Source organism: Nostoc cycadae WK-1 (genome assembly GCF_002897135.1).
Taxonomy (GTDB): domain Bacteria; phylum Cyanobacteriota; class Cyanobacteriia; order Cyanobacteriales; family Nostocaceae; genus Nostoc_B.
Genome location: NZ_DF978428.1, coordinates 153,023 through 166,341, shown reverse-complemented (window position 1 = coordinate 166,341; position 13,319 = coordinate 153,023). Strand labels below are relative to the sequence as shown.

Genomic DNA, 13,319 nt, shown 5'->3' with positions numbered 1-13,319 from the left:
AAATTTTTATGTAGTAAAAATGTCGATTATAAAATTTGCATAAATTTATATATATAAATGTCTATTACTCCACAAAAAGTTTTCAAATTCTGCTGCTGGTAATGGACGACTGAATAAAAATCCTTGCATAGAATCACATTGATATTCACGCAAAAAATGTAATTCTTCTTCTGTTTCTACTCCTTCAGCTACTACTCGCATATTTAGGTTATGCGCCATTTCAATTAAAGCTTTAGTAATAGCAGATTTCTGATGATCAACAGCTACGTTATGAATAAAATAACGGTCAATTTTTAAAGTATTAATTGGTAAATTTTTGAGATAAATGAGCGAGGAATAACCTGTGCCAAAATCATCAATAGCGATTTTTAAACCTAAAGATTTTAATTTATTCATAGTGGCGATCGCACTATTGATATCTTGCATAATCATACTTTCAGTTAGTTCTATTTCTAAATATTGTGGTTCGAGTTTATTTCTTTTTAAGAAATCATTAATTTTGTTGAGTAAATCTGGCTGATAAAATTCCATCACTGATAAGTTTACAGTCATGGTTAAATAAGCAATTCCCACATCATGCCAAATTTTAATTTGTTGGCAAACATTTTGTAATACCCATTGATCAATAGGTACAATTAAACCTGTAGATTCAGCAATAGGTATGAATTCTGTGGGAGTAACTAAACCTAATTCTGGACTTTGCCAACGTAATAAACTTTCAGCCGCAATGATTTGACCAGAAGCGATATCAACTATTGGTTGATAATAAATTTCAAATTCTTGAAATTTTTTTTGTTGAACTACCCGTTGCAAATTCATTTCTAATAACTGAATTTTGGGTGATACAGTTTTAGCTACTATTGTCGGACTAGATAAATACTTTTTTAAAGTAGCCTGCCTTTCTAAGCGGTTCATAATTGCACCTAATAATTCCGCTCGTGTAAATGGCTTAGTTAGATAGTCGTCTGCACCCATATCCATCCCTTGCCGAAAATCAGATTTAGCTGATTTGGCTGTGAGAAAAATAAATGGAATTGTGGCTGTTAATGGGTCTTGTCGTAATGCTGTCAAAACTCCATATCCATCAACTTCTGGCATCATCATGTCGCATAGAATTAAGTCTGGAGACTCTGCAAATGCTAAATCTACACCTGTTCTACCATTAGCAGCAGCAATGGTCTCAAAATCCTCTGCCTCTAACAAATCTAAAAGGTTTTCCCGCACAGATTCTTCGTCTTCAATTACTAGAATTTTAATCATCATTTCCCTCGATTTGCATTGCGCTATTTAATGGCAGAGTTACGGTAAAGGTAGTGCCAACTCCTAATGAACTGGTGACAGTAATTATCCCTTGGTGTATATCTATACACTTTTTTACAATTGCCAGTCCTAATCCAGTTCCTAGTATATTTCCCACATTTTTAGCACGATGAAAAGACTCAAACAAATGTGGTAAGTCTTCTGGCGGAATACCAATACCTCGGTCTTGAATTTCTAATATTGCTTGTCCATGTTCACAAGCAAGGGTTAATTTAACAGTACTTCCTTCAGGAGAATATTTAATTGCATTCGAGAGTAAATTATGGAGAATATGCCCAAGCAATTTTTCATCCATACAGCATGATATGGATGAATATTGACTACTAAAATAAATGCAGCAGCGATTATTTTGATTTAGTTGCGCTTCTTCGATGATGTGAGTACAGTAGGCAACCAAATCAAAAGCAGTGGGTCGATATTCAAGTTTTCCTGCTTCTGCTTTACCAATGACTAAAACATCATTCAACATCTCGTTTATCCGCTTTACTGCTGCTTGAATTCGATGCAGGTGGGTAATTTGTTTTTCTTCTGTCCATTTGTAACGATAATGTTCCAGCAATTCTGAAGAAGAAAGAATCGTACTCAGCGGTGTGCGAAATTCATGAGAAGTCATGGAAACAAACCGAGATTTTAGTTCATTCAGTTCTTTTTCTTTCTCTAGAGCTATTCTGAGTTCTTGTTCTAATTGCTTACGCTGTGTGATATCTGCTAAGTAACCTACCATTTCCACTGGGTTGCCAGTATCATCTCGGACTAGTTTACCTTGGTCAGATACCCAGCGGTAAGTTCCGTTTTTGTGGAGAAAGCGGTATTCTAAAGTGTAATATTCTTGCTGCAATATTTGGCTGAGTTCGGCAAAAACATTAAGTACATCTTCTGGGTGGATATGATGGGCCCAAAAGCTGCTATCCTCTGTGAAATCTTGTGGTTGGTAACCAGTGATAGTGCTAATGTTGTTACTAACAAAGGTAGTGCCAAAGTCTTCGCCAACTTTACTTGTATAGATAACTGCTGGACTGGAAGAAAGTAAGTATTGCAATCGCTGTTGACTGACGAGTAAAGCAGTTTCTGTTTGTTTACGCTCAGTAATATCGGTTTGAATGCCGATGTAATGAGTGAGTATGCCTTCAGTATCATATACAGGAGAAATATTCAGTTCATTCCACCATAGGCTGCCATTTTTCCGATAGTTTCGCAGAGTTACAGTACAGTCTCTGCCTGCTTGCATTGCTGCATTCAGTTCTTGTAAACCAGATTGTTCAATGTCTGCGCGTTGGAATAACCGAAAGCTGGTGCCGATAACTTCGGCTGCACTATAGCCTGTCATGTGTTCAAAGGCTGGATTTACATAAATAATTGGGCCGTTGGGAATGCTGGCATCGGCAATGATAATGCCATTACTGCTGGCGGCGATCGCGCGATCGCGTAGTCTTAAACCTTCTTCTGCCTGTTTTCTGGGTGTAATATCAGTATGGATGGCAACTAACCCTATAATTCTACCAGTAGCATCTTTCATAGCGTTAGCACGTAAATAAACTTGTAATAGCCGCCCATTGCGAGCTTGCATTGTCACTTCACCACGCCATGAGTCACCATTTTCAACTGTGGCTAATACTGTGTTTAGCTCTGCCTGATACTTGAAGATACTAACTGCTCCTCCAGCTGCCAGATATTCTTCTAAACTGTATCCATATATCTCAGTAAACCCAGAATTAACATAAGTCACTTTACCGGTTCCATCTGTCATGCAAATAGCATCACTAGTACTTTCAATCGCTTTATGAAAGCGAGTTAAAGATTCTTCTGCCATTTTGCGATCGGTAATATCGGTAGACAGACCGCAGACAGCGTACGTTACGCCTTGGGCATCTTTTAAGGGAAACTTGACAGAAAAGTAGGTGTGTAACTTGTCCTCAAGAGGTACAACTTCTTCAACTTTGATTGGCACCCCATGAGTAATTACCTGATGGTTATTCACCGCAAACTTATCAGCAATCTCTTGCGTCCATAGCTCGTAAATGCTTTTACCGATGATTTGCTCTTGGGTTATGTTGAGTAGTTGAGCAACATAACGGTTAATTAAGAGAAATCTATTGTCTGTATCAACTACATAAATCGCCGCTGCGGAGTGATCTAAAATTGCCTGTAGTTGCTGTTGAGTTTCTTTTAATGCCGTCTCTGCTTGTTTGCGTTCGGTAATATCTCGATTTGTGCCACGATAACCAGTAAATTTGCCGTCTTGATCAAATATTGGCACTCCACTGGTTTCCAACAAGACTAAATGTCCGTCTTGATGGACTTGGATGTTTTCTAAGCACTGAAATGGTTGGGGTACTGCCAAAATTGCTGCAAAACCGGGCGCTAGGGTTTCATGTAATTCTGGTGGCATGAAATCAAGCGGTGTTTTGCCTAAAGCTGCTTCTGGTTCGTAACCTAAAATGTCGCGGATTTTCGGACTAACGTAAGTATAAGCACAGTTTTGATCAACTTCCCAGATTAAATCGTAGCTAGATTCAACTAAGTTACGGAAGCGCTGTTCGCTATGTTTCAAGGCCAGTTCGGCTGTGACGCGATCATGAATGTCTGTATTTGTACCGAACCAAGTGTGGATTTCCCCGGCTTGATCACGCCAAGGGATTGCCCGGACTAAATGCCAGCGATAGGTGTGATCAATACCTCTGAGTAAGCGTAACTCACCTTCAAACGGTTGACCTGTAGCTAAAGCTGCTTCCCACACTGCTAAACATTGGGGTAAATCATCTGGATGTAGCCATTGCTGCCATGCCCAACCAAAAACCTGCTCTGGAGCGCAGCCATGATAGTCAAGAGTTTTTTGGTTAATGTATTGGATGTTACCATTTGCCTCCCCTATCCATACTTGTTGGGGAATGGATTCAACTAAGAAGCGAAAACGTTCTTCACTTTTTTCTAAATCTGCCTGTACTTGTTGGCGTTCGGTAATATCTGCAACTGTACCCAGGAGACCTACTACATTACCTGCAACATCATGTAATGGGATTTTACTAATTTCTAACCAACTTTGTTTACCATTGATTAGCCGCAGAGGTGCAATCAGATGATGTTCAGGTTGATTTGTCTCGATGACTCTCGCATCACACTCTTGGTGAAAGTCTGCTTCTGACTTATGTGATAGGAACTCATGACCTGTTTTCCCAATAATATCTTCTGGCTTTTCGACACCAACTAATTTGGCAAAATTACGATTACAACCCAAAACTACAGAATTGCAATCTTTCCAGAGAATACCTTGAGGAATGGTATCCATGACTAATTGCAACATAATTTGGGATTGCCGCAGTTGCTCTTCGACGATTTGGCGTTGGGCAATTTCTGTTAATAATTGCTGATTTGTTTGCTGTAGGACTTGGGTTCGCTCGGCGACGCGCTGTTCTAATTCTTGGTTGGCTTGCTTGAGTGCTGTTTGTGTTTGCTTAAGTTCGGTGATATCTCGCCCTTCGCTAATCAGTAGGACGATTTTGCCTGTTTCATCTTTGAGGGGTTTGAGGGAAAAATCTATGGTGCGTAATGTTTGGTGAGCGCCGAGAATATCAACTTCGTAACGAATAAATTCGCCCCTAGCGGCGATCGCAATTGCTTGTTTTAATTGATTTTGAATTGCTGGAGAAATCATCCACCATTGGGTTTCCCAAAATAATCTACCGACAACATCTTGTGGTTGCAGTCCACCAAAGTCGAGTAATGTCTGGTTCGCTTCTAGTAAGTTGCCTTCTGGGGTGAGTAAGCCAGAAAATTGAAATGTTCCATTAAAAATTGCGCGGAATCGTCTTTCGCTTTCGTGCATGGCGGCTTCTGCTTGGATGCGTTCAGTCACATCTACATCTATAGCGACGAAGCGATAAATTTGTCCATGATCATTTTTGATCGGCAAGATTTTGCTAGAAATCCAGCGAATTGCACCATCAGGGCGCACAATTTGATATCTTTCATCGAAAGATTGACCTGTTAATAAATTTTGAAACGCTGCTACTACGCGATCGCGATCGGGAGGACAAATTGCGGCAAAATATGATTGGGCATCTTTCATCAGGCGATCGCCACTTCTCCCCCAAATTCTTTCATAACCTGGGCTAACATAATGCAATTCCTGTTGATTTCCATCCCAGACATAAAAGGCTTGGGGCAGATTTTCGGTCAATTGGCGGAATAATTCTTCGTTCCACTGTAGGGCGGCTTCTGCCAGTTTTCGCTCTGTAATGTTGCGGTGTATGGCGACAAAGTGAGTGATATGTTCTTGAGCATTTTTAATCGGCACTAAGTTCATATCTACCCAGTAGGTTGAGCCGTCTTTGCGATAGCTGAGTAATTCGGTTCTAATAGGTAATCCAGCTTGCACAGCCGCAAACAGTCTTTTCATTTCGGCACGACAAGTTTTTTCGCCGTGAGAGAAGCGGGGTGTTTGGCCGATGACTTCCTCTAGTGTGTAACCAGTCATCTGAGTAAATGCCCGATTGGCATAAACTATCCGCGGTTCTATCTGACCGTTTGAGATGTGGGCTTCGGTGATTAAAATTGAGTCGTTAGCATTGACTACTGCGGACTCTAGTAAACGTAATCTCTCTTCTTTTGGGGAATTTTCCGCTGATTGCTCTAGTGCTTGACAAATACTGGTGGGAGTAACTGTGCCAATTAGTTGATCTGCTTCATCAAGAATTGGCAATATATTTAATTTATGCTGGCGTAACAGTGATAATACTGACTTTATATTCTGAAATTCTGAGATTTTCAACATAATTACTGGAGTTTGCATCACTTCAGTAACTTTGGTAGTTTTGCCATCAATACCTGACGCTAAGAGTTTGAATATATCTTGTGCGGTCAACCATCCTAATACCTGCGAAACGGACACGACCAAAACATCGACACCACACTTTGCCATCAGTGAGATTACCTCTGACACTGTTGCTTCCGGCTGAACCGTTAGTGGCGAAAAATCAATTACTGCCTCTAAGCTTTGTAGCCAGAGATTTTGTTGTCTAGTATACATAGATAATCACGATAGCTATCATCAATTAATAGTTATCTCAACTTATGTTCTTCCAGTATGTTCAAGGATTTGGCAGGTAAATTAATAATATTATCCTAATGAAAAATACTGTAAGTATAATGTAAATTTTGTGTGAAGAGTTAAGGGTGAATGATCAATAGTTATTCTCGACTGCACCCAGAGGGTGCAGTCGAATATATACCCTTTGCCGATATCTCTTAGCGTAGTTGCGATCGCCTTTCGCCATAGCGTAATAATCTTTCGATGGTTGCCAGGCGATTTTCCCAAACTTTGACTTGATAAGGGTTATTTGTGGCAGTTTCCCGCATCCAAATGCGAAATTGCGACTGAAATCGAGTTAAAGAAGCTCTGGCTGTGAGTAACTTCGCTGGAGAAGGTGCAGTGGCCAGTTGATTTAACGCTTTTTCTACGACTTCTATTTGGTTGTTAAAATCAGTAATTTTAATTGCTGGTATTTGCACTAGCTCGTTTTGGATCACATATTGCCATTCTCGCTTTAGCAATTCATAACGCACCACGGCGGTTTGAAAAGGTTGACGCAGCGGAATCGGTTCATCAGCCCCAGATGACACTTTACCTTGAGTGCTAGTAAAGATTTTTAGCAAATCGTTGTTAAAATTCTCCGCTGCAAACAGGGCATAACCACTGGCGGGTAAGTCCCGAATAAGCTGTAATTGGTCAAATGCTGCCAAATTCGGTAACGACAGTAAACGAATTCCTGGCACTAACAAAGTTGAACCCAACTGGCTAGAAGCTATCCACGGTTGGGCAAGGCGTTGGAAACGTGCAGTATCTTGAGCATAAGTCATAGGGACAATCACATCTATATCCCCTCGTCTAGCCCAAACTTCCCAATGTTGTTGGAGTTTCTGAATGCGTTCTCGTTCTGGTAAGGGAAATACTGCCACGGACAAAATTAAATCTGCACGTTTTTGCCGCATCATTTGTGAGACTTCGGCCACAAAGCTATCTACTTGTTGGGTACGAAATTCTGTCCACTTTTGCCATAATTCCCCTTGGGTGGGCGAAATAGTCAATGGATCAACACCAGTCAACTTTTGAAATTGCACTCTCGCCGCTTGACCATATCCATAAGTCCGCCCGGCAAAGGGATCTTGGAAGGGATAGCGAATGTAATCTAGCTGTAAACCATCTACTTGATATTCGGTGACAATTTCCGCAAACAGCTTCAAGAGATATTGACGCAGTTCTGGGTTAGCTGGATCAAAAAATGGTTTGGTTTGACCAGGGGGAATGGTATTACCTTTGTTGTCGTAGTTTGCCCAATTTGGATGCGCCGCCAGTACTGGCCCTGGATAATCAGGATGAACATTAATTAGTTGGTTGTGGCGCTGGTTCCCGGCGGCAAAAGTCCACACCCAGGCGTGTAACTCCATGTCTCGTTCATGGGCTAATTTCACCGCCACAGCTAAAGGATTCCAGCCACGAATTAGGGGATTTTGCTGGGGTGCAACTCGACTGGGGTAAATAGGATAACTGGCGTTGAGAGTTTCAAAAAAAACAGTGTTAATGCCCGACTGTGCCAATCGGTCAAAAACTTCGGCTAATTTTTTTTCGCCACCAGCCCGAACAATTGTGCCTCTATCTAACCAAACTGCCCGAATTTCTGCTGGGGCTAATCGGCGATTGGTGGGAAAATGTTTCCACAAATTTGTTCTGGTGGCTAACCATTGCTGACGCACTAGGGCATAGTTTTTATTGGCGATGAGTTGGGGAATGTTTTTGGCAACTAGCCGCGCTTGGGCAATGGCTTGTTCTTTACTAGGAATAGATAATCCGGGTCTGGTAGAAGCGACGCGCGTCTCTTCTTCTTTGAGCGATTGGGGGTTGCTGGTGATGGCTTCATTTAAATTAGCTGCATGAACTGAGGCGGCTAAATGGGCGCTTTCTACCCGACTAATTAAATTTTCTAATTCTTGCTGGAGGGCGATCGCTTCTTTTTCGTCAATTGGCTGATTAGAATTGGGTTCTACATTCCACCGCACTGTTTGTTCTAGTTGATCAATGGCTTCTGGGGAGGATGGACGAGGGGTGCGGGGAACTAATGGCGCTTGGGGGATGATGGGAGTGATAGGAGTAAAGGGAGATGGCGAATTCAGGGAAGCAGTGGCAATTGTGGTGGCACAGTTGGAGTCAGCCCCGGCGATTTTCTGTTGTCCTGGGGATGGCGCTGTTAGATGATGATTGAGGGCAGCTTTTAACCAAGCATTATCTAACTCAAAACTAGAGGCGGCATCTGTTCCCCAACGCCAGCCAAATAAGGTAGACCATTCTGTACTGACAACTGCGGCGGGATTATCCTGAGCATTCCAGACTGCGGTGGCTTGACTAGTTCCACCTTCAGGAATAATTACGCCACCGCGAACTTGTCCAAATAGTTCGCTTTGGTTAGCCCATCTTGGTGGCTGTGTTTTGGCTGGTTTGAGTTGTTGTGTTTCATCTAAACCAAAGCCCCAATAACTGCCAAGGAGCGATCGCAATAACTGCCGCACTCCCGGCGCTGATAAACTACCAACAGGGCCACTAGCGATGACTTTACCGCCTTTACTCACCCATGATTCTAAGGCGATCGCTTGGGCGGGGGTTAAAGTCTCGATGTTGGGCAAAAATAAGACGCGTCGATCGCCCCAATCTGCACTACTTTTGACTTGCGCTAAGGGAACCACGCAATAATTCACCCCAATAGCTTGCAAGCGCTTAGTAATTCCTGTCCATTGCTGCTTATTTTCTGTACTCTGAACTACTGTTAATACCGGTTCTTCACTAGCTGCCCTAACTGATAAATTATTAAAATTACTTAAACAATTAACAATCAAAAAGTTAAAACTAAAAATGAAGAATCTGGCTTTTTTTGTGACTTTGATTGCAGTTCCCTGATTCTTCACTTTTAACCCCCACTTTTTTTATTATTAGACAGTATTTATTATTTATCATTCAGCATAACAATAAATTGCCTCCGAAAAACAACTGATGTTTTTATATTTAGGTTAAGACTTGTTCAGTAATACAGGTAGTGATTAGTTCTTCTACTCCGGACACTGGGAATATTTTTGTATTCAATTGTCTAGCTAAATCTTCAACTTTGACATCATCTAAAAATACTAATTCGCCATGTTTAAGCATGATATTTGGCAATAAAATTCCTGCACCTAAATCTTTTTGTTTGAGGTTTAAAAGTAAATCATGTCCTGTGAGTAATCCAGTGACACTAATAGTTTGTCCCCAATAATCACTGGCTAAAGCCATCATATTTACTTCTAAACCATCAACAGAATTTAGGTGTTGTAATATGGGTTGAAATGCTTTTTCGACAGCGTTACCTACTACCCAAGTAAATTTTCTGGATGGAGAAATTTTCGCAGGGAGTAATTTTGCCGCAGCCGATGCAAATTGCTTAATAAATAACTGAATAGAACCGACACCGTTGTCAATTTGCGGATAGTCTTCGTATTCTGCTTCTGTTGGTAGTTCTTCCCCGGCAATTAAAAACCATTCATCGGCTAACCAGACAACATTCGAGCCGCATTTCTGGCGAAATTGTCGTGCAAGCGATCGCACTTGTAAAATAACTTCTTGGGCTTTTTCTCTAGTTACAGGTGTCAGTTCGTCTTCTTGGGGACGAAACCGCGTCAAACCTACTGGCACGACTGCCACCGATGCTACAGCAGGTACATCACCAGTATAAAACGATGCTAAATCTTTGAGGGTTTGTTCCAGATGTTGCCCATCATTAATTCCAGGGCAAACCACAACTTGAGCATGAATTTGCAATCTTCTGGCTTGGAACCAGCGCAGATGTTCCATAATTTGCCCCGCCCGCTGATTTTTCAGCAGACGAATTCTCACATCGGGTTCGGTAGCGTGAACTGATACAAACAAAGGCGACAAGCGCATTTGTTCAATTCGTTGCCATTCCCGTTCTGGTAAGTTGGTTAAAGTCAGGTAAGAACCATACAAAAAGCTCAGACGATAATCATCATCTTTAAAATACAAGCTTGAGCGCTTACCTGGGGGTTGCTGGTCAATAAAGCAAAAGGGACAGCGATTATTACACTGAATTAACGCATCAAATAAGGCTGTTTCAAATTCCAACCCTAAATCATCGTCATAGTCTTTTTCAATTTCGACGTGATGGGTTTTGCCAGTCGTATCTAAAACTTCTAATTCTAAAAATTCATCTGCACAGAGAAATTGATAATCAATTAAATCGCGGGGACGTGTACCATTAATAGCAACGATCGCATCCCCCACCTCAAAGCCAATCTCAGCAGCAATGGAGTCGGGTAGCACCTTGGTAATTTTGGCAGGATGAAGGTTAGTCATGAGTCAATGGTCAAGGTTCAATAGTCAATGGTCAAAGTCTTTACTAAAAACTTTGGACTATTGACTATGTTACTCATGAGTCAACACTCATTATTACTATTGACTCTGGAATATTGACTTTTGACTATTAACTATTTTTCAAAATTCCGGCACTAATCGCACCTAAAATAGCTATACCAAAGGCGAGACGATACCAAATAAATACCCAAGTGCTTTGGGTTTTGAGGAAACGGAGTAACCCAGCAATGGATATATAAGAAAAAATCGCCGCTGAAATTACACCAGCAATTAAGGGTAATATTCCTGAACCACTAACTTCGCCTAAAGCACTTTTCAACTCCACTAACCCCGCTAGGGTAATGGCGGGAATGCCGAGTAAAAAGGAAAATCTCGCGGCTGTTTCCCGTTGTAAGGTCATAAATAACCCGGCTGTGAGGGTGGAACCAGAACGGGATACTCCAGGAATTAAGGCTAAGGATTGGGCTAAACCCATTAATAGGCCATCATTCATGGTCAGTTGTTCAAAGTCTCGTTGTCGCTTGCCCAGTTTTTCGGCTATGCCCAACAATATAGACATGACTATAGAAGCGATCGCGATCGCGCCGATACTTCTAATGGGCGAATTATCATAGTCTGGAATAAATCTTTTGATTAATAAGCCAAAAAATACAATTGGCAAGGTTCCCAAGGCAATTCCTATAGATAGGCGTAAGTCATAATCAGCATAATCTTTTTGGGCCATCGCTCTAAATGCTCCTGTCGCAATGCGCGTTAAATCTCCCCAAAAATACCACAGCACAGCCGCAATACTCCCCAGCTGAATTACCGCTGTAAACGCCACTCCCGGATCACCCCAGCCCAGGATGATCGGCACAACTTTTAAATGGGCTGTACTACTAATAGGTAGGAATTCCGTCATTCCCTGCACAAAGCCTAAAACAATCGCTTGCAAAATATTCATTTGTTGCACTCCACTAGCCTCTGGGTTGGGCGGAGTACTCATAACTTTCAGCGGAAATGCTGCAACTGCGAAAACTGCCGATGCAACACTTATAAGCACGAACCATTGACGTTTTGATAAAGTCATTAGTTTACCTGCGATCGCTCCGATTACAACCAATTACACAAACATCTTTTTGAGAAGCTTACAGGATACTTATAGCAGGGGACAGGTAAGAGAGGAGCGGTAATAGGTGACAGGTGACAGGTAACAGGTAATAGCTGACAGAGTTAAAAGCTTTGTGGGGTCTAAGTTTTATCATCTTGATGATGCTCTAAACTATGTTTTGCTGGCAAAAATTTTGTTTGTTGAGATGGGGTGTCAGCGTATATTCTCCCACTCATCCCCCTTGTCTCCCTTACATCCCTTGTTCATCATTCCTTTCTCCGAGACATCCCAAATTACGCAAAATCCAGGTAAAATAAAAATGCCCTAGGGGGGGATTTTTAGGTATGTTATCTTAAATAAGATAAAGTTTAGTTACAATTATTAAAACTTTGATTAATAATACATTGTTTAGTTACAACGCTTCTAACACAGCTATAGATAAGGAATTATCTGTCAAGAACGCTGGAAACCTAGGTATAGAAGAATTAGAATCTACACTTTCTGCGTCGCCATCTTTACCATTGTTAATATCGTCTCGCCAAACTTGGTTAGTGTTGGCGGCGGCGGTGTTTTTAGTATCAGTCCCAGTATTTATTGAAGCACCACTAGTGCGATCGCTCCCCAGTCTGAGTTTAGCGATGACCGGATTTTGGGTGTGGTTGAGTTTTCGTTTAATGTCACGCCCTGCAACATACCTCTGGGGGGATTTACTCTTAGGTTTTAGTTGGAGTTGGTTAGCAGGGGCAATTTATTGGGGTTGGTTGCGTTGGGAACCTGCATGGCATTTACCAGTAGAATTTATCGGCTTACCGTTTGCTTGTTGGTGTTTAGTAAGAAACTGGTGCAAGGTTGGTAATTGGTTTTATTTAGGTTCTTTGTTCGGCACAGTTTTAACCGATGTGTATTTCTACATAGTTGATTTAATGCCCTATTGGCGACAAATTATGCGGGTAGAACCTGACAGTGTGTCACCGATTTTACAAGCTGCGGTAACTCAAGTCCGAACACCTTGGGGGCAAGCTTGGGCTGTAGCATTGGCATTAATATTATTAACAGCCGGGATTTTACCTCTACGTAATCAGCAACGACACTGGTTTGCTTTTGGTGGAGCAGTTTTAAGTACTATTTTGGTAGACAGTTTATTTTTACTAGCTGCTTTAATCGCATAACTTCACAACATTTTCTATTTGGCTGAATTAGGTATAAATTTATTTATCTGCTAAATTCATCAGGGCGATCGCCTGGCAAAATTTTGCTATCTTCATCTGTATTCAGGTTACACAGATAAATTGTTTCTCAATTGCTACCACAAGCCAGGTTTTCACCATCCAGACTACTTCTCGCTTACACGCCTTCTTCATATCAACTGTAAATCTAGAATTTCGCAATTTTGCTAGATTCTAATATTGTGATTTTGAATGCAAAATTACAATATTTCTAATCTGAAAGTATCGTAGATAATAGCTTTTAGTAATTTAATTAGTTAAGGTAAATTAACTG

Annotated in this window: 6 protein-coding genes; 1 reads left to right on the top strand and 5 read right to left on the bottom strand. The window is 41.2% G+C overall.

Features of this window, described 5'->3' with window-relative positions:
* Positions 1-45 precede the first annotated feature (45 nt).
* From NCWK1_RS13400 to NCWK1_RS13380, 5 genes are all read right to left on the bottom strand, one after another.
* Positions 46-1,260, bottom strand: coding sequence for an EAL domain-containing response regulator (locus tag NCWK1_RS13400; RefSeq protein WP_096583258.1), 1,215 nt, complete (start codon positions 1,258-1,260; stop codon positions 46-48).
* Entirely contained in the window at positions 1,253-6,346 is a 5,094-nt protein-coding gene (locus NCWK1_RS13395; protein ID WP_103125059.1) for a PAS domain S-box protein, read from the bottom strand. The genes NCWK1_RS13400 and NCWK1_RS13395 overlap by 8 nt, the downstream gene beginning before the upstream one ends.
* A gap of 218 nt (positions 6,347-6,564) precedes the next feature.
* Positions 6,565-9,273 (bottom strand): glycoside hydrolase family 10-like protein, encoded by a 2,709-nt coding sequence (locus NCWK1_RS13390; protein ID WP_103125058.1) that lies wholly within the window; start codon positions 9,271-9,273, stop codon positions 6,565-6,567.
* A gap of 97 nt (positions 9,274-9,370) precedes the next feature.
* Positions 9,371-10,711 (bottom strand): TIGR03279 family radical SAM protein, encoded by a 1,341-nt coding sequence (locus NCWK1_RS13385; protein WP_103125057.1) that lies wholly within the window; start codon positions 10,709-10,711, stop codon positions 9,371-9,373.
* Between the two features lie 127 nt (positions 10,712-10,838).
* Entirely contained in the window at positions 10,839-11,798 is a 960-nt protein-coding gene (locus tag NCWK1_RS13380; protein ID WP_103125056.1) for an undecaprenyl-diphosphate phosphatase, read from the bottom strand.
* A 410-nt stretch (positions 11,799-12,208) separates the two neighbouring features.
* On the opposite strand from NCWK1_RS13380, the gene NCWK1_RS13375 reads away from it, so the two are divergent.
* Positions 12,209-12,988 (top strand): DUF3120 domain-containing protein, encoded by a 780-nt coding sequence (locus NCWK1_RS13375; RefSeq protein WP_187308143.1) that lies wholly within the window; start codon positions 12,209-12,211, stop codon positions 12,986-12,988.
* Positions 12,989-13,319 lie beyond the last annotated feature (331 nt).